Genomic DNA, 18,251 nt, shown 5'->3' on the forward strand with positions numbered 1-18,251 from the left:
TTCCCATGTCGATGATCAACACAGCCGAATTGAACCGTCTGGCCGAGCGCTATCCGCAGGTGCTGGAGCGTAGTCTCTGGCAACGCTACCGGATCCCTTTCTCGATTGGCATCCTGGCCTTCTACCTCCTGTTCTGCTGGTGGTTTTTCGCCATCGGCAAAACCATCTCCCAGGCCAATTGGGGTATCGCCGGCAACTATCTGGCCGACTGGGTATCCTACGAAATCAGACCGGAATTCGACATCGATCGGGATGGTGCCATCACCGTCACCTATCCCCGTTTCGACCCGATCGGCCCCAACCCAAATCCCGACTGGATCGAGACGACGCGCGAAACGATCACCCGCACAGAGCCGGCGCCCTCTGCGGCAGCGGCTCCGGCGCCGAGCGTTGTGAAACCGAGCTCCACGTTCAGCTTCATGACGTCGCCGACGCCCCAGGCACAATCCGGGACAGCTCCCACCGAAAACGCGGTTACCGCGCCAAACGTGGCGACTGAAGAGGTCATCACGGAAGCCCGGATTGCACTGTCTGGCAGCGCCCGGATCGAGCTTGCCGGCGAGCGCGTGATGCTGGTGCGCGGCGACGAAACCGTGACACTGCTGCTCGACCAGCAGCGGGACACTGTCACCATTGAGGGCAGCAGCGCTGACTGGGTGGAGCAGCGCCTCGAAGGCGGCCGTGTCATTGCTTACTTCGGCTCGGCCGGCTGGATCGACGTGTCGTCCGATCGCGTCCGGGTGCGCAAACGCTTCTTCGGTTGGGAAAACTTTGTCTTCGACACCAACTCGCCCTTCTTCGGCCTGTCCGCCGGGCAAGTGTTCGACAAGGTGACCTCCGGTGACCGCATCGATCCGAAGATGAGCAACCTGGCGCTCGCCTGGAACAACATCCTCTACAATGCCTCCTGGCAACATCTGGACGTCTGGACCAAGCTTCTTCAGACCATCGTCATGGCCTTCATGGGCACTCTGCTCGCCATGCTGATCGCCTTTCCGCTCTCCTTCGTCGCTGCCCGCAACATCACCCGCAACCGGCCGATCAACCAGATCACCAAGCGCTTCTTCGACTTTGTACGATCCGTCGACATGCTGATCTGGGCCCTGTTCTTCACCCGTGCCTTTGGCCCCGGGCCGCTTGCCGGCATTTCCGCGATCTTCGTCACCGACACGGGCACGCTCGGAAAACTCTACGCCGAGGCATTGGAAAACATCGACGACAAGCAGCGTGAAGGCGTCAAATCGGTCGGCGCCCCGACAGCAGCCGTGCAACGCTTTGGCGTGCTGCCCCAGGTCATGCCGGTCTTTGCCTCCCAGGCCCTCTATTTCTGGGAATCCAACACCCGGTCGGCAACGATCATCGGCGCGGTCGGTGCTGGCGGCATCGGTCTCAAGCTCTGGGAAGCCATGCGCACAAATTCCGACTGGGAAAATGTCGCCTATATGGTTCTTCTAATTCTGGTCGTGGTGTTCATTTTCGATGCCATCTCCAATAGCCTGCGCTCGCGCCTGATCGGCAAGAGTCGCCACTGACTGCGCGGTGCGGGAACACCAACCCGCACCGCCCGATACGAAAGACATACCCTTGCGTTATGCCATCTACTTTTCACCGACCGCAGATGATCCGCTGACCCGTGCAGCGGCGACTTGGCTGGGTCGCGACGCCTTCACCGGGGAACTCAATCACCGGACGGCAGAGCACGACCTCACGGTGGAAGAACTGGACGAACTCACGGCCGATCCGCGGCGCTACGGCTTTCATGCGACGCTGAAGGCACCCTTTCATCTGGCGGATGGTGAAAGCGAGGCAGATCTGCTGGCCGCCCTTGCCGCATTCGCGGAGGAAACTGCACCTTTCGACATTCCATCGGTCGTCGTCGAGCAGATCGGACCATTCTTTGCTCTGGTTCCGCAGACGCCGCATCAACCGCTGCAGCAATTCGCAGCCAGCGTCGTCGATAGTTTCGAGCCGTTTCGTGCGCCACTCTCCGAGACCGACATTCGGAGGCGAAAGCCGGACAGTCTGCCCCCGCAACAGCGCGAAAACCTGATGCGCTGGGGCTATCCTTACGTCTTCGATGAGTTCCGTTTTCACATGACCTTGACCGGCCCTGTCCCGGAAGCCCAAGCACCTGGTATGGCGAGGCTTCTGGGCGACCGTTTTGCCGATTTCGTCGGGCGTCCCCTCCGGATCGACGGGCTTGCGCTCTTCGTCGAGCCCGAACGCGGCGCCCCTTTCCTCGTCCATTCACGGCTGCCATTGAGGGCCGCACAACCGAACGGCTGATCCCATGTCCGAACAGATCTTCTCAAATGCCCGCATCGTCCTCGAAGACCGGATCGTCGAGGGCAGCGTCGTCATCCGCGACGGCAAGATTGCAGCGATCGACGAGGGTTCGAGCCGCACCGGCGAGGACTTCGGCGGCGACTACCTGATCCCCGGCCTCGTCGAACTGCACACCGATCACCTGGAATCGCATTATTCGCCCCGCCCCGGCGTGCGCTGGCACATGACCTCCGCCATCCAGGCGCACGACGCCCAGATCGTCACCTCTGGTATCACCACCGTATTCGATTGCCTGCGCATGGGCTCGGACGAGGACGGCGGCTTCGACAAGGGCGAGATGCGCGACATGGCGGACGCTATTCAGGCCGCCGAACGCGACGACCGCCTGCGGGCCGAACACCTGATCCACCTGCGCTGCGAAGTCGCCTCCGACAATGTGCTCGATCATTTCGCCGATTTCGAAAACGATCCGCATGTGCGTCTGGTCTCCTTGATGGATCACTCCCCGGGCCAGCGCCAGTTCCAGACGATGGAACAGTACACGCTCTACTACAAGACCAAGCGCGGCCTGACTGACGAGCAGTTCGCCCGCTTTGTCGAAAGCCGCCTTTCGCTGTCGGAGCGCTTTTCGACGGTGCATCGCGATGCGCTCGCCAAGGCCTGCGCCGAGCGCGGCATCACGGTCGCCAGCCATGACGACGCGACGCTTGCCCATGTCGAGGAAGCAAAGGGCCATGGCGTGAAGCTCGCGGAATTCCCGACCAGCTTCGAGGCGGCTGAGGCCTCGCACAAGTCGGGCATGAGCGTGCTGATGGGGGCGCCGAACGTCGTGCGCGGCAAGTCCCATTCCGGCAACATCGCCGCCCGCGATCTCGCAAAGCGTGGCGTCCTCGACGTCCTGTCCTCAGACTACGTGCCGCTGAGCCTCCTGCATGCAAGCTTCGTTCTCGCAGACGAGATCGACGGCATTTCCCTGCCCCAGGCCGTTGCCATGGTCACTGCAACGCCGGCCCGCACGGTCAGCCTGTCAGATCGGGGCCGGATCGAAACCGGCCTGCGCGCAGACCTCGTCCGTGTCCGCCGCGATGAGGGCGTCCCGGTCATCCGCGCCGTCTGGCGGGAAGGACGCCGGGTCGCCTGATGACGCAAGCCGCAAAAGACAAGGTAGCGCAGAACGAACCGGCGAGCGGCATCTTGATTGCCGTGGTTGGCCCGAGCGGTGTCGGCAAGGACAGCCTGATGGACATCGCACGGCACCACTTTGCCGACAGGCGCGATATCCGCTTCGTGCGCCGCATGATCACGCGCCCGGAAGGATCCACCGGCGAGAACCATAATGCTGTGACACCAGAAGCCTTCGACGAGCTCGCCCGCTCCGGCGCATTCGCGGTGCACTGGCAGGCTCACGGTTTAGGCTACGGCATCCCCGCAGATGTCCACCTTGACCTCGCCGCTGGCCATATTGTCATCGCCAACGGCTCCCGCTCCGCCCTCGACGCTTTCCGCAATGCCTTTCCGCATCTCCTGGTGGTCAATGTCACCGCCCGCCCGGACGTGCTGGCCAAACGCCTTGCCGCCCGCGGCCGCGAGACAGCGGCCGACATCGAGGCACGCCTCGCTCGCTCGACAACCGCTTTGCCAGCGAATCTGAGCGTCGCAAACATCGACAACAGCGGCGAGCTTGAGGCTGCCGGGCAGGAGCTGATCGAGTTGATCGAGGGACTGTTGCGCGAGGCATAAGCTTCGATTCGGCTATCGACGCAAAATAATGCTCGGTCCCTTCGGCCCACATTGATCGACACTGGATGGTGCATGGTTGTATCATTGCGGCAACTCGACCTCCGCGGCGCGATCAATACGACAGTTTTCCCCGCTTTCGTCTTGACTCCATAGGGGACGTCACGTATGCGACGCTCGACTAAAAGCGTAGGCGAACTGCGCCTTGTGTTCTTCGCGCGAGCGAAGTTGAACCGGCGGAACGAAGGTTCCGCTCCTCCGACTGGCAAAAAGACGGCCCCTTGCAAGAGGAGAGCCGGAACGAACATGAAAGGATAAACAATGTTCGCAGTCATCAAAACTGGCGGTAAGCAGTACCGCGTCAACGCCAACGACGTGCTGACCATCGAAAAGCTGGAAGCCGAAGCTGGTGCAACCATCGAATTCACCGAGATCCTGATCGTCGGCGAAGGCGAAACAGCGACCATCGGCGCGCCCTTCGTGGCCGGCGCCAAGGTCACGGCCGAAGTTGTCGAGCAGATGCGCGGCAAGAAGGTCATCGCCTTCAAGAAGCGTCGTCGTCAGAACTCCAAGCGTTCGCGCGGCCATCGTCAGCACCACACCGTGGTGCGTATCACCGACATCGTCGCAGCCTGAAACGCTGATAACTAGGTTTAAAGGAGCAATCCAATGGCACACAAAAAAGCTGGCGGTTCCTCGCGCAACGGTCGCGATTCCAATTCCAAGCGCCTCGGCGTGAAGAAGTTCGGTGGCGAAGTCGTCATTCCGGGCAACATCATCGTGCGTCAGCGCGGCACCCAGTGGCATCCGGGCGCAAACGTCGGCATGGGCAAGGACCATACCCTCTTTGCACTCACGGCGGGCAATGTGGACTACCGTACGAAGGCCAATGGCCGCGTATACGTGTCGATCATGCCGAAAGCCGAAGCAGCGGAATAAGCCGGTAGCGCTCTAAAACAGCCGGCGTCTCATCGACCCGGCTGGCCGCATCAGGTTCAGTTTAGAAAAAAGGGGAGATGGGGCGCCATCTCCCCTTTTTTCTTGTCCAACGAAGGAGACTGAACCATGCAAAGTCTGATGTTGAGGGATGACCAATCACGGTCACCCGAAGAACAACCAAGGCCTGATCGGCCGAGGAGTGATTGCCCTGTCTTGTTGTCGCAACGGCTCGTCCTGCGCGCACCCCACATCGAAGACATCGACGCCCTTGCCCATCTCGCCAACAACGCCGCAATCGCCACCATGGTGGCCCGCATGCCGCATCCTTACACGGCGAAAGACGCGGCCGACTTCGTGCGACGCACGAATATCGGCGAGATTGGCAAGTGCGTCTATGCCATCACAAAAGCGGATAACGGCGAGTTTCTCGGTTGCTGCGCGCTGGAGCCCAACCCGGCCGACGATACCATTCTGGAAATGGGTTACTGGCTGGGCGAACCCTACTGGAACAGGGGTTATGCCACTGAAGCAGCCCATGCGTTGATCGACATGGCCTTCCGCACCCGCGAATGGGTGAGCCGCATCGATGCGCGTTGCCGGGTGACCAACATCGCCTCCCGTCGCGTCATCCAGAAGTCCGGATTCCAGTTCCAGGGCACCGGCATGGTCGGCAACCTTGCCATGGGCGGCCCGGTCCCCGTCGAATGGTACAGGCTCGATCGAAAGACCTGGCTGTCCCTGAAGAGCTGGGGGGAAATGCGATGAGCGCGATGCTGGCAGAAAGACCAACCGTTGCGCCATCCGTGCCCGGCCCCTGCCCGGTCATCCAAACGGCACGCCTCGTCCTGCGTCCGCACCGGATGCAGGACGCCGATGCGATCGTCACATCGCTCAGCGACTTCGCCGTAGCCCGGATGTTGACGCGCGTACCCGTTCCCTACGACCAGGAGGACGGCCGTGACTGGCTGAACATGGTGACTTCGGGGATGAAGCCCGACTGGCATTTCGCCATCACGCTCGATGGTGTCCATGTCGGCGTGGCATCCCTGGAGGTCCGCCATGGCCTCTGGCACATCGGCTACTGGCTGAACCGCTTCTATTGGGGCAAGGGCCTGATGTCGGAGGCGGTTGATGCCGCCGTCGACCGCTTCTTGATGCGCATGCCACAAGCCGAAATCCTGGGTGGCGCTTTCGCCGACAACCCGGCCTCGCTGCGACTGCTGGAGGCAAGAGGCTTCCAGATCACGGGCGTCCGGGATGTCTTCTCCAAGGCGCGCAACACCATGGTGCCGCTCGTCGAATCAAGGCTATCGCAGGCGGACTTCGCCAACCGCCACCGCAAATCATAGCCGACGATACTCCGGGCGCCCGCCGCCCGGAGTTCATGCCTCCGCGAGTTCTACCCAGACCGGAAAATGGTCTGATCCGCGGGCGGAATTATCCACCTGACAGGCCTTGAGACGCCCGGTGAGGCCACCACTGATGAAGCAATAATCGAGATGCATACGCCGCGATCCATCGTCGCTGATCCAGCTATAGCCGTCCGTCGGGCGAGACTTCAGATGCGCCTCGGCATCGGTGGGGTAGCCCGCGCGGGGCGTGCGCCCGTAATAGGCGTCGTTCCGACCGACCATGGAGATGTATTCCGCACCTTCCGGTTCCATGTTGAAGTCCCCCATGATCAGGAACTCCGCCGGCAGCGGCGGATCCGGCAGGCCGAATTCGTTGACGCCCGTCAAGGCTCCACCTTCCTCGGCATAGAGTTGAACGCGATCCTTGAGGAAGACGATTTGTGCAAGCCGCTCGTCCGGCGAGATGTGATCGAGATGAACCGAATAGACCCGCAGCGCGCCGCCCGGAGCCTCGATGACCGTTTCCAGCGCGCCGCGCTGCAGGTTGAGCTTGTCGAATGTCCGGTTGCGCGGCAAAAGCAGGTTGCGGCTGGCGCGGATCGGATAGCGCGACAGCACCATGTTGCCGAACTGGAAACGCCGCTCGCGCAGCCGGCCATCGACCATCGCATGATCGACCAGCACGTCACAGGCCGGACCGAAAGCGGCAAAATAGGTGGGAAAGAGCGCCGAAAAGGTCTCGACCAGATCGGCGTAGTCGTTCCGGCTATAACCGCGCGTGACTTCCTGCAACGCGATGACGTCCGCCTCACGGATGCTGTCGGCGATCCGGCCCGGGTCGAAACGCCCGTCCTGGCCGAAACCATACTGGATGTTGTAGCTTACGAACTTCACGATACTCTTTGACCTCCGCGCCAAGCGGCTATATCGATGGCCGCAACTCTCCGCGCAGAACCTGACAGAAGAATTGACGGCAGCAAGATGAAATTTCTCGACGAAGCTAAGGTATATATTCGCTCGGGCGACGGCGGCGCCGGTGCTGTCTCGTTTCGGCGTGAAAAATTCATCGAGTTCGGCGGTCCTGACGGCGGCGACGGCGGTCGCGGCGGCGATGTCTGGGTGGAGGCCGTCAACGGCCTCAACACGCTCATCGACTTCCGTTTCCAGCAGCATTTCAAGGCCAAGACCGGCACCCACGGCATGGGCCGCAACCGCACCGGCGCCAATGGCGAAGATGTGACGCTGAAGGTTCCCGTCGGCACACAGATCTTCGAGGAAGACAACGAAACCCTGATCGTCGACATGACGGTCGAGGGCCAGCGTTTCCGCATCGCCAAGGGCGGCAATGGCGGCTTCGGCAATGCCCATTTCAAGACCGCGACCAACCAGGCGCCCGACTGGGCCAATCCCGGCCTAGAAGGCGAGGACATGACCGTCTGGCTGCGGCTGAAGCTGATCGCCGATGCCGGCCTCGTCGGCCTTCCCAATGCCGGCAAGTCGACCTTCCTGGCTTCGGTTACCCGCGCCCGGCCGAAGATTGCCAACTATCCCTTCACCACGCTGCATCCGAACCTCGGCGTCGCGACCATCGACGAGCGCGAATTCATCCTGGCCGACATTCCTGGTCTGATCGAAGGCGCGCATGAAGGCGTGGGCATCGGCGACCGCTTCCTCGGCCATGTCGAGCGCACACGCGTCCTGCTGCACCTTGTCTCCGCCCAGGAAGAAGAAGTCGGCAAGGCCTACAAGACCGTGCGCCACGAACTCGACGCCTATGGCGGCGGCCTGGACGACAAGCCGGAAATCGTCGCTTTGTCGCAGATCGACGTGCTCGACGAGGCGGAACTGAAGAAGAAGGCGGCCGAGCTGAAAAAGGCCTGTGGTCAGACCCCTCTCCTGCTCTCGGCCATCACCAACAAGGGCATGACGGATGCCTTGCGCGCGCTGCGTGACGTGATCGTTGCGGCACAGGGCAACCGGCCGCTTCCCGAGAAACGCGAAAAGAACCGCCGCAATCGTGATGACGACGGCAATCTTGAAGCCGGCCTGGACGAAGAAGGCGACGACTGATGTCCACCCGGCTCCGCTCGCTCTCCCGCGTCAAGCGGGTCGTCATCAAGATCGGCTCTGCCCTTCTGGTCGATCGCGGTTCCGGCATCAGGAAAGCCTGGCTCGATGCCATCTCGGATGACATCGCAGCTCTGAAGGCCCGTGGGACCGACGTGCTCGTCGTCTCCTCGGGCGCCATCGCGCTCGGCCGCACCGTGCTCGACATGCCCTCCGGCGCCCTGAAGCTCGAAGAGAGCCAGGCCTGTGCAGCCGTCGGCCAGATTGCGCTCGCACGTCACTGGTCGGAAAGCCTCTCGCGCCATCAGATGGTCGCCGGCCAGGTTCTGCTGACGCTCGGCGATACCGAAGAGCGCCGCCGCTATCTCAACGCGCGCGCCACTCTGAACCAGCTTTTGAAGATCGGCGCCGTACCGATCATCAACGAGAACGATACGGTCGCAACGACTGAAATCCGCTACGGCGACAACGATCGCCTGGCCGCCCGCGTCGCCACGATGGCGGGTGCCGACCTTCTCGTCCTGCTCTCCGATATCGACGGTCTCTACACGGCGCCCCCGCATCTTGATCCAGAAGCGAAATTCCTCGACACGATTGAGGAAATCACGCCCGCGATCGAAGCCATGGCCGGCGGCGCGGCCTCCGAACTGTCGCGCGGCGGCATGCGCACCAAGATCGATGCCGGCAAGATCGCAACCAGCGCCGGCTGCGCCATGATCATCGCGTCCGGCAAGACCATGAACCCGCTCGCAGCCATCGAGAACGGCGCTCGCCATTCCTGGTTCGCCGCGTCCCAATCTCCGGTCACGGCACGCAAGACCTGGATCGCCGGTCAATTACAGCCGGCGGGCACTCTTCAGGTCGACAATGGCGCCGAAGGCGCACTCCGCTCCGGCAAAAGCCTGTTGCCGGCCGGTGTCCGTTCGGTTTCCGGTGCCTTCCATCGCGGCGATACCGTTTCCATCGTCACGACCGAGGGGCGCGAGATTGCCCGTGGCCTGGCGGGTTACGACGCAGACGAAGCGCGCCGGATCTGCGGTCGCAAATCCAACGAAATCGAGAAGATCCTCGGTTATCCCGGACGCGCCGCCATGATCCATCGAGACGACCTCGTGATGACCGAACTCGGACAGCGGGATGCCGCAGCCGCAGACCGGAAGGATGCAGCCCATGCTTGATACCGTGTCGAACCAAAATTCCGTCGAAGGCCTGATGCTGGATATCGGTCGACGCGCCCGCGCGGCTGCACGCCCGCTGGCGATCGCCTCGACCGAAGCCAAGAACAAGGCGCTCTTGGCCATGGCCGATGCGCTTGTATCCGCCGAAGCGGACATCCTTGCCGCCAATGCGATCGACCTCAAGAATGCTGCAGAGGCAGGCGTCGCCGCCTCCTTTATCGACCGCCTGACCCTGAATTCCGACCGCGTCGCAGCCATCGCACAGTCGATGCGCGAGATTGCTGAATTGCCGGATCCCGTCGGCTCCATCATCGCCGAATGGGATCGCCCCAACGGCCTGCATATCGAGCGCGTCCGCACGCCGCTTGGTGTTATCGGCGTCATCTATGAGAGCCGACCGAACGTGACGGCCGATGCCGGCGCGCTGTGCCTCAAGGCCGGCAATGCCGTCATCCTGCGCGGCGGCTCCGATTCCGCCAATTCTTCGCGTCTTATTCATGCCTGCCTGGTCAAGGGCCTCGTTGCGGCCGGCCTGCCCGCCGATGCGATCCAGCTCGTGCCGACCACCGATCGCGCCGCCGTGGGTGCGCTTCTTTCCGGGCTCGACGGATCGGTCGACGTGATTGTTCCGCGTGGCGGCAAGAGCCTCGTTGCGCGTGTCCAGCAGGAAGCCCGCGTACCAGTCTTCGCCCATCTCGAGGGTCTCTGCCATGTCTATGTCGACGGCTCTGCCGATCTCGACATGGCGAACAAGATTGTCGTCAACGCCAAGATGCGGCGGACCGGCATCTGCGGATCTGCCGAAACCCTGCTGATCGACAGCGCGGCAATCGCCACCCATCTGCAGCCGCTGATCGAGGCGCTGACGGAAGCCGGTTGCGAAGTCCGCGCCTCGGCCACAGTGCTGCGCATCATTCCAGGCCTCAAGGCCGCGACCGATGAGGACTGGCGTACCGAATATCTCGACGCGATCATCTCCGTTGCTGTTGTCGATGGCATCGGTGGCGCCATTGATCACATAGCCCGCTATTCGTCGAACCACACGGAAGCGGTGATCGCCGAAGACCCTGCAGTGGTCGAACGCTTCTTCAATGAGATTGATTCAGCCATCCTGCTGCACAATGCCTCGACGCAATTTGCAGACGGTGGCGAGTTCGGCATGGGCGGCGAGATCGGCATTGCGACCGGCAAGATGCATGCTCGCGGCCCGGTCGGCGTCGAACAGCTCACGTCGTTCAAGTACCGCGTTCGCGGCAACGGCCAGGTCCGTCCCTGACGTGGCGGAAACGGCACTCGCCCATCGCCATACGGTCATGCCGCATGCCGAACGCGGCATGGTGATCGGCCTCTTCGGAGGCTCCTTCAATCCACCACACCAGGGGCACCTGCTCGTGGCCGAAATCGCCTTGCGGCGTCTCAGTCTTGACCAGCTCTGGTGGTTGGTAACACCGGGCAACCCGCTGAAGAGCCAGAAGGAATTGGCACCGCTCGCTGAGCGCCTGGCCGCCTGCGAGACGCTTGCCGTAGACCCACGGATCAAGGTCACCGCCTTCGAGAAAACGCTCGGAACGAGTTACACCGCAAAGACGCTGGAATTCATCCGCGCCCGCAATCCGCATGTGCATTTCATCTGGATTATGGGGGCCGACAACCTCGCCGGTTTCCACCGCTGGCAACGCTGGCAGAAGATCGCGAGCACCTTCCCAGTTGCCGTCATCGACCGGCCAGGATCGACCCTCGCCTATCTCTCGTCGAAGATGGCGCGGACGTTCGATTATGCTCGGATCGACGAGGAAGATGCGGGGGTGCTGTGGCAGAAGCGGGCGCCGGCATGGACCTTCATTCACGGGCCGCGCTCGACGCTGAGTTCCTCTGCGATCAGGGCGGCTGCGCACAAACCATGAGACAGACGATCAAGGCTGACATTTTCCACCATGCCTTGAAAGATTAACAGATCAGTGCCACCTTTTATCTGCGATCCCAGTTAGGAGAATCGCAGACGTGCTGTTCTGTTTTGCCAAGGAAAGGACGAACTCTGACAACAGTACACACCAAGGGACGCGCTTCCCGCGCTATCCCGAAGAGCATGGAACGTGGCGCCGATGCTGCAGCCCGTGCGCTTGAGCTGGTCCTCGCAAGCCTCGAGGACTCAAAGGCAGAAGACATCGTCTCCATCGACATTGCCGGAAAATCGGCGCTGGGCGACTACATGGTGGTCGTATCCGGACGCTCGAACAGGCATGTTTCGGCGATCAGCGAACATCTCATTTCCGACCTCAAGGACGAAGGCATGGGCTCTGCCCGCGTCGAAGGCCTGGAGACCGGCGATTGGGTCCTGATCGACACCGGGGACATCATCGTGCATGTGTTTCGACCTGAAATCCGCGAATTCTACAACCTGGAAAGGATGTGGGCAGCGCCGGAGATCGAGGATCGCCTGCACTGAAAACGGCCGGCCGTCCGTCGGACGGTCCCGAAGCCGGATTGACACGGCGGGGCTCTTCCTGCCGATAGAGATGGTTTTGTGACCTGAAACTGGAACTGCCCGCATGAAAATTGGCATCTATGCCGTTGGCCGGCTGAAAACCGGACCAGAGAAGGAACTCGCGTCCCGCTATCTGGACCGCTTCGCCAAGGCCGGACCGCAATGCGGCCTCGAATTCACACGCTCCGTGGAGCTGAACGAAAGCCGCGCCGGCAATGCCGACACCAGAAAGCGCGAGGAAGCCCAAGAGCTTTCCCGCCAGATCCCCGACGGCGCGCTCATCGTGGTCCTCGACGAGCGCGGCAAGGCCTTCGACAGTGCCGAATTCGCCAAATTCGTCGGTGACGCAGCCGATAACGGCCAGCGCGATATGGCCTTCGTCATCGGCGGTGCCGATGGTATCGATCCCGACCTTAGAGATCGCGCCCGCCTCGTCCTCAATCTCGGCAAGCTCACCTGGCCGCACCAACTCGTGCGCATCCTGATCGCCGAGCAACTCTATCGGGCCGTGACCATCCTGACGGGACACCCCTATCACCGCGTTTGATTCACCGAGACCGATCGGCGAGGCAATGCTTTGCCTTGGCCGCAAATCAGCGTATTTTCGCGGCCGAACCGGATAGAGCCCTTGCCCATTGTCGCCAGAGATACAGCAGCCGTCATTGAAGGCCGCCGCCACAAGGCCGGTCTGGCGGTGGCTTGCCTTCTCGGAGGCCTCCTGGCTTCGGCTTCGCCGATTTCAACCCGAGCCCAGCAGACCCCGGCACCGGCCTCTGGCACGACAACCGGATCGCTGCCGACAACCCTGACTCAGACGGGCGACCGTGTCGTCGCGGAGCCAGCACCGGACCCGGCGCTGGAACTGCGCTCAAAACGCGATCAGGTGAGCGCCGAGCTGCAGGCCATCGCGTCCAGCATGAAGCTGTCGGAAGAAAAGACGACAGAACTGCAGAAAAGCATCGACGATCTCGAGAAGACCTCGGAGAGCCTGAAGACGGCGCTGATCGAGTCCGCCCAGCGTCGCAAGGATATCGAGAAGCAGATCAGCGAAGGCGAGAAGCGCCTGGCTGACATCGGCCTGCGTGAGGACAATATCCGTGCCTCGTTCCGCGAACGTCGGTCGATGCTGGCTGAGGTTCTGGCAGCCCTTCAGCGCATGGGACGGAACCCGCCGCCCGCTCTTCTCGTCAGCCCCGAGGATGCCTTGGGCTCGGTGCGCACCGCGATCCTGCTCGGCGCCGTCGTACCCGGGATCCGCCACGAGACGGACAAGCTGGCCGCTGATCTCGAAGAGTTGATCGCGCTCCGCGACGCCGGGAAAAAGGAAATGGATGGCATGGTAGCCGCCATTGCCAACCGCCAGGAAGAAGAGCGGCGGATGGACTTGCTAGTGGCGGAAAATGAGAGGCTCGCCCGCACCAACTCCCTCCAGCTTCAGGCCGAACGCAAGCAATCAGAGGCACTTGCCGAGCGAGCGTCGACGATGGAAGCGCTGATCCGTTCGCTGGAAAACGAGATCACCTCGGTCCGGCAGGCGGCCGAGTTAGCGAGGGCAGAAGAGCTGAAAAGAAGCCAGATGAGCGAGGAGCAGCGGGCCCGCGCCCTGGAGCTCGCCCAGTCTGGACTGCCCGATAAAAACCGCATTGCGCCAGCATATCCTTTCTCTGATCTGAAGCAGAAACTGGAATTGCCGGTTGCCGGCGAAACCCTGCGGCAGTTCGGTGATCCGGACGGAACAGGCCACCAGGCTCAGGGCGTCGTTATTGCCTCACAGCCCGGCGCGCTCGTGACCGCACCGGCGGATGCATGGGTAGTGTTTGCTGGAAATTTCCGAAGCTACGGCCAGATGATCATTCTGAACACGGGCGACGGCTATCACATGGTGCTATCGGGCATGGACCGGATCAGCACCAGTCAAGGCAAGTTCGTGCTCTCCGGGGAGCCTCTGGCGACCATGGGTGAGAAAAGAGTGGCAAGCGCCACCGCTTTGGCGCTGGAAACCGATCGGCCGACGCTTTACATTGAACTTCGGAAAGACGGTAAACCGGTTGATTCCCGTCCCTGGTGGGCCGGAGGCGATTCTGGAAAGGCACAGAATGATACGTAGGGTCTCTCTTCTTCTCGTCGGCGCACTGATGGGCGCAACTGCGATGAGCGTCATCTATTCGGCAGGTGTTCCGGCGCAAGCGGCGGGCAATTCTACCTATAAAGAACTCTCCATCTTCGGCGACGTCTTCGAGCGCATCCGCGCCCAATACGTCACGCCGCCAGACGAGAACAAGCTGGTCGAAAGTGCCATCAATGGCATGTTGACCTCGCTCGACCCGCATTCTGTCTACATGAACGCCAAGGATGCGGCCGACATGCAGACCCAGACCCGCGGTGAATTCGGCGGCATCGGCATCGAAGTCACGATGGAAGAAGAGCTGGTCAAGGTCATCACCCCGATCGATGACACGCCCGGCGCCAAGGCTGGCATCCTCGCTGGCGACTTCATCTCCGAGATCAACGGCGAAAGTGTTCGCGGTCTGAAGCTCGAGGAAGCCGTCGAGAAGATGCGCGGCGCGGTCAACACGCCGATTAAGCTGACCATCCTGCGCGAAGGCGCCGACAAGCCGATCGAGCTCAGCGTCACGCGCGAAATCATCCCGATCCGGGCTGTGAAGTCCCGCGTTGAAGGCGATGTCGGCTATCTCCGCGTCATCTCTTTCACCGAGAAGACCTATGACGACCTGGAAGCCGCGATTGAGAAGATCAAGAAGGAATTGCCGGGCGACAAGCTGAAGGGCTATGTCCTCGACCTGCGCCTCAATCCGGGCGGTCTTCTCGATCAGGCGATCTACGTCTCTGACGCCTTCCTGGAGCGTGGCGAAGTGGTTTCCACCCGTTCGCGCGATCCGCAGGACACCCGTCGCTTCAACGCGACGGCGGGCGATCTGACCGACGGCAAGCCAGTCATCGTGCTGGTCAACGGCGGCTCCGCCTCGGCATCCGAGATCGTGGCCGGCGCTCTGCAGGACCTGAAGCGTGCGACGGTGCTTGGCACCCGCTCCTTCGGCAAGGGATCGGTTCAGACGATCATCCCGATGGGCGAAAAGGGTGCGTTGCGCCTGACGACGGCGCTCTATTACACGCCGTCGGGCAAGTCGATCCAGGGCACCGGCATCGAGCCGGACATCAAGGTCGACCAGCCGCTGCCGGAAGAGCTCCAGGGCAAGGTTCGCACCGAAGGCGAATCCTCGTTGCCTGGCCATATCAAGGGCCAGAACGAGAGCGAGGAAGGCTCCGGCTCCGTCGCTTACGTTCCGCCGGAAGCTAAGGACGACGTCCAGCTCAACTATGCGCTCGATCTGCTGCGCGGCGTAAAGAACGACCCGGCCTTCCCGGCCGATCCTCAGAAGGCGTCGCTTCAGTAAAGCACTTGAATTGGCCGCCCGCGTATCGATGATGCGCGGGCGGCCTTTTCGTATCTGGGCCTTCGGCATCACTGGAAGTTTCGCATGGACCTTCATGCACCGCTCGGTCAGGAGCGAAAGGACAAGAACCGGAGAGGCGGGCGCCTCCGCCTGTCCACCGTATCATCGGTGATTGCTGTTCTGGCGCTGACAGGCCTGTCTGCCTGGACGGCACTCTCGCCAGTGGCCCTGCGCACCGAACCACCGATCGGTCTGACACCCACACCACCTGACGCAAAGAACGTTGCCGAAGCCGAGACGGCTGTCGACCCGACGGAACGCCCCACGGGCTTGGCAACGAGCGGCCCGAACGACGGCGCCGTGATCCGTCGCACCACGACGGCGGACGGCAATACCGTCACCACCTTCAGTCCGAATGCCAGGCAGGGTCCCGTCGTCATCGGCGCCAGCTCGACCCAGGATCCCCGTCTTGCGGGACAGCCCAATGAAGATCTGATCGAATTGACGGACGCCGGAGAGCTTCCGACCGTCTCCGCCTCCGGTCTTCGCCCCGTCGATTTCTACGCCCGGCGATGGTCCGGTGCGCGGGGTACCCGGATCGCGATCGTCATCGGCGGCATCGGCCTCAGCCAGACCGGCAGCCAGAAGGCCGTCACCGACCTCCCCGAAGACATCACGCTCGCCTTTGCCGCAACCGGCAACAGCTTGCAGCGCTGGATGCAGGAGGCACGGCGCAAGGGACACGAGATCGTCCTGCAGGTGCCGATGGAGCCTTTCGACTATCCGGCCATGGATCCGGGACGCGGCACCCTGCTGACCGAAAAGGCGGCAGCCAGCAATCTTGCCAACCTCCACCAGGCCATGGCGCAGATCACCAATTACACCGGGATCATGAACTACATGGGCGCCCGCTTCATGGCCGACGACAAGGCCATGGATCCTGTGATGCGCGACATCGGTAAACGCGGTCTGATGTTCCTCGATGACGGCTCGACCGCACGATCGCTCTCAGGCGATTTCGCCAAGGCGATCGGCATCCCGCACGCCTATGCGGACGTCATGATCGACGCCCAGGTTGATCGTCAGGCGATCCTTGCCAAGCTCGACGAGCTGGAGCGCATCGCACGGCGCAACGGCCAGGCGATCGGCGTTGGTGCGGCCTTCGACGAAACGATTGCAGCCGTCGCCGAGTGGCGCAACGAGGCTGTCGCCCGCGGCATCGAATTTGTCGGCGTCTCTGCGCTGGCCAACGAAAACAGACCCTGAGGATACCATGACCGAGCACCTGTCGAACAAGCCCAAGGTAAAGGCCGAGGATCTTCCCTATCGTCCCTGCGTCGGGATCATGGTGCTCAACCGGGAAGGTCTGGTCTGGTCTGGCCGGCGTATTGCAGAAGGCAATTCCGAATATGACGGCTCGCCACAGCTTTGGCAGATGCCGCAAGGCGGCATCGACCCGGGTGAAGATGCGCTGCCGGCCGCCATGCGCGAGCTCTACGAGGAAACCGGCATGAAGACCGTGTCGCTACTCGCCGAGGCAAGCCGCTGGATCAATTACGACCTCCCTGCAGAACTGATCGGCATCGGCTTGAAGGGCAAGTTCCGCGGCCAGACCCAGCGCTGGTTTGCCTTCCGCTTCGAAGGCGACGAAAGCGAGATCGCCATCAACCCGCCGCCTGGTGGTCACGAGGCGGAGTTCGATGCCTGGGCCTGGAAGCCTATGCAGGAGTTGCCGGATTTGATCGTGCCCTTCAAGCGCCGCGTCTACGAAGAAGTAGTCGCAGAGTTCGCCCATCTGGCAAAGTAAGGTTAGCCCTCAGCCTTTGCACTGGTCCCGCCGATAGCGCTGCACGTGATCGACGAGAGCACGCAGTTTCGGCGCCATGTTGCGGCGATTGGGAAAGTAGAGATAGAAGCCCGGATAGGGCTTCAGATAGCCATCGAGAACCGAGACGAGTTCGCCGCTTTCGAGATATGGCTCGAAGGTCTCGCGCACCGCATAGGTGAGCCCCGCACCCGCCAGCGCCATGCGAAGCATCAACCGCAAATCGTTGGTGGTGATCTGCGGCGTAATCGCCACGTCGAAGCTGCGCCCGTCCTCCTCGAACTCCCAGGGTGCCGGAACCTCGTCCGGCGCCGGTCGCCAGCCGATGCAGCGATGCTGAGCAAGCTCCTTCGGATGCTGAGGCACACCGTGACGGGCAAGATAGGCGGGTGAGGCGACCACTGCCTCGCATTGCGCACCCGTCAGCGGGATCGCCACCATATCTTTTTCGATCACCTCGCCCAGCCGCACGCCCGCATCGAAGCCGCGGGAAACGATGTCCCAGGTCTCGTCGGTCACCGTCACATCGATGGTAATATCAGGATGCGCCTCGGCAAAGCTGCCCAGCAACGGCCCGGACAGAAAGGCGTCGGCAATCGAGGTGACGGCAATCTTCAAGTGCCCCGCCGGCCTAATATCTCCGCCGAGATCCTCAAGCGCGGCCCCGATATCCGCCATCGGACGGCCAAGCATCGCCAACAGTCTCGTCCCGGATTCGGTTAGCCGAACACTGCGCGTCGTGCGCACCACAAGCGCGATGCCACAGGCGTTTTCAAGCCGCTGAACGCCCTGGCTGACAGCAGAGCGGGTTACACCGAGGCGCCGGGCGGCGGCGGCAAAACTCTGCTCCTCGGCAACCGCGAGAAACAGCGGCAACAGGTTCAAATCCAGCATCATTGTAAAGCACAACTCACCAATGTGGTCATCATCAGATGGATACCGACGACAACGCCACCCGTCTAGGGT

Annotated in this window: 20 protein-coding genes; 18 read left to right on the plus strand and 2 right to left on the minus strand. The window is 62.1% G+C overall.

Going from position 1 to position 18,251, the window contains the following annotated elements:
* Positions 1-5 precede the first annotated feature (5 nt).
* The 8 genes from phnE (at position 6) to C0V73_RS16550 (ending at position 6,311) form a co-directional block, all read left to right on the plus strand.
* Positions 6-1,532 carry a phosphonate ABC transporter, permease protein PhnE gene (phnE, locus tag C0V73_RS16515; RefSeq protein ID WP_102021086.1) on the plus strand — a complete coding sequence of 509 codons (1,527 nt, stop codon included), beginning with the start codon at positions 6-8 and terminating at the stop codon, positions 1,530-1,532.
* A gap of 52 nt (positions 1,533-1,584) precedes the next feature.
* Positions 1,585-2,286, plus strand: coding sequence for a DUF1045 domain-containing protein (locus C0V73_RS16520; protein WP_102021087.1), 702 nt, complete (start codon positions 1,585-1,587; stop codon positions 2,284-2,286).
* A gap of 4 nt (positions 2,287-2,290) precedes the next feature.
* On the plus strand, positions 2,291-3,427 hold the full coding sequence (locus tag C0V73_RS16525; protein WP_102021088.1) for an alpha-D-ribose 1-methylphosphonate 5-triphosphate diphosphatase: 1,137 nt from the start codon (positions 2,291-2,293) through the stop codon (positions 3,425-3,427).
* A complete protein-coding gene (phnN, locus tag C0V73_RS16530) occupies positions 3,427-4,026 on the plus strand; it encodes a phosphonate metabolism protein/1,5-bisphosphokinase (PRPP-forming) PhnN (RefSeq protein WP_102021089.1) in 600 nt (199 codons plus the stop codon). Before C0V73_RS16525 ends, phnN begins: the two co-directional genes overlap by 1 nt.
* Positions 4,027-4,344: 318 nt before the next feature.
* Positions 4,345-4,659, plus strand: coding sequence for a 50S ribosomal protein L21 (gene rplU / locus C0V73_RS16535; RefSeq protein WP_076396955.1), 315 nt, complete (start codon positions 4,345-4,347; stop codon positions 4,657-4,659).
* A gap of 33 nt (positions 4,660-4,692) precedes the next feature.
* On the plus strand, positions 4,693-4,962 hold the full coding sequence (gene rpmA, locus C0V73_RS16540) for a 50S ribosomal protein L27 (RefSeq protein ID WP_102021090.1): 270 nt from the start codon (positions 4,693-4,695) through the stop codon (positions 4,960-4,962).
* Positions 4,963-5,088: 126 nt separating this feature from the next.
* Complete coding sequence (locus C0V73_RS16545) at positions 5,089-5,727, plus strand: GNAT family protein (protein ID WP_102021091.1); 639 nt, start codon at positions 5,089-5,091, stop codon at positions 5,725-5,727.
* Entirely contained in the window at positions 5,724-6,311 is a 588-nt protein-coding gene (locus C0V73_RS16550) for a GNAT family N-acetyltransferase (RefSeq protein ID WP_102021092.1), read from the plus strand. The genes C0V73_RS16545 and C0V73_RS16550 overlap by 4 nt, the downstream gene beginning before the upstream one ends.
* 33 nt (positions 6,312-6,344) lie before the next feature.
* Here the strand turns inward: C0V73_RS16550 and C0V73_RS16555 are convergent, their stop codons facing one another.
* Positions 6,345-7,208 carry an endonuclease/exonuclease/phosphatase family protein gene (locus tag C0V73_RS16555; RefSeq protein ID WP_102021093.1) on the minus strand — a complete coding sequence of 288 codons (864 nt, stop codon included), beginning with the start codon at positions 7,206-7,208 and terminating at the stop codon, positions 6,345-6,347.
* Positions 7,209-7,295: 87 nt separating this feature from the next.
* Here C0V73_RS16555 and obgE point away from each other — a divergent pair, with 87 nt between their 5' ends.
* The 10 genes from obgE (at position 7,296) to C0V73_RS16605 (ending at position 17,267) form a co-directional block, all read left to right on the plus strand.
* Positions 7,296-8,384, plus strand: coding sequence for a GTPase ObgE (gene obgE / locus C0V73_RS16560; protein ID WP_102021094.1), 1,089 nt, complete (start codon positions 7,296-7,298; stop codon positions 8,382-8,384).
* Positions 8,384-9,559, plus strand: coding sequence for a glutamate 5-kinase (proB, locus tag C0V73_RS16565; RefSeq protein ID WP_102021095.1), 1,176 nt, complete (start codon positions 8,384-8,386; stop codon positions 9,557-9,559). The genes obgE and proB overlap by 1 nt, the downstream gene beginning before the upstream one ends.
* Complete coding sequence (locus C0V73_RS16570) at positions 9,552-10,835, plus strand: glutamate-5-semialdehyde dehydrogenase (protein ID WP_102021096.1); 1,284 nt, start codon at positions 9,552-9,554, stop codon at positions 10,833-10,835. Before proB ends, C0V73_RS16570 begins: the two co-directional genes overlap by 8 nt.
* Positions 10,836-10,872: 37 nt before the next feature.
* Positions 10,873-11,463, plus strand: a complete 591-nt coding sequence (locus C0V73_RS16575) for a nicotinate-nucleotide adenylyltransferase (protein ID WP_102021097.1) — start codon at positions 10,873-10,875, stop codon at positions 11,461-11,463.
* Positions 11,464-11,594: 131 nt separating this feature from the next.
* The gene (gene rsfS, locus C0V73_RS16580; protein WP_245408013.1) at positions 11,595-12,005 is read left to right on the plus strand and encodes a ribosome silencing factor; all 411 of its coding nucleotides are present in this window, start codon (positions 11,595-11,597) and stop codon (positions 12,003-12,005) included.
* A gap of 103 nt (positions 12,006-12,108) precedes the next feature.
* Entirely contained in the window at positions 12,109-12,591 is a 483-nt protein-coding gene (gene rlmH / locus C0V73_RS16585) for a 23S rRNA (pseudouridine(1915)-N(3))-methyltransferase RlmH (protein WP_102021099.1), read from the plus strand.
* Positions 12,592-12,672: 81 nt separating this feature from the next.
* Positions 12,673-14,151, plus strand: coding sequence for a murein hydrolase activator EnvC (locus C0V73_RS16590; protein ID WP_245408004.1), 1,479 nt, complete (start codon positions 12,673-12,675; stop codon positions 14,149-14,151).
* The gene (locus C0V73_RS16595; protein WP_102021100.1) at positions 14,141-15,460 is read left to right on the plus strand and encodes a S41 family peptidase; all 1,320 of its coding nucleotides are present in this window, start codon (positions 14,141-14,143) and stop codon (positions 15,458-15,460) included. Before C0V73_RS16590 ends, C0V73_RS16595 begins: the two co-directional genes overlap by 11 nt.
* A gap of 84 nt (positions 15,461-15,544) precedes the next feature.
* Positions 15,545-16,726, plus strand: a complete 1,182-nt coding sequence (locus C0V73_RS16600) for a divergent polysaccharide deacetylase family protein (protein ID WP_102021101.1) — start codon at positions 15,545-15,547, stop codon at positions 16,724-16,726.
* Positions 16,727-16,733: 7 nt separating this feature from the next.
* Positions 16,734-17,267: an RNA pyrophosphohydrolase gene (locus C0V73_RS16605; protein ID WP_102021102.1), complete on the plus strand. Its 534-nt coding sequence runs from the start codon at positions 16,734-16,736 to the stop codon at positions 17,265-17,267.
* Between the two features lie 9 nt (positions 17,268-17,276).
* Here the strand turns inward: C0V73_RS16605 and C0V73_RS16610 are convergent, their stop codons facing one another.
* Complete coding sequence (locus tag C0V73_RS16610) at positions 17,277-18,182, minus strand: LysR family transcriptional regulator (protein ID WP_102021103.1); 906 nt, start codon at positions 18,180-18,182, stop codon at positions 17,277-17,279.
* Positions 18,183-18,251: the final 69 nt, after the last annotated feature.

It is taken from the genome of Rhizobium sp. TH135 (genome assembly GCF_002855515.1).
In the GTDB taxonomy this organism is placed as follows: domain Bacteria; phylum Pseudomonadota; class Alphaproteobacteria; order Rhizobiales; family Rhizobiaceae; genus Allorhizobium.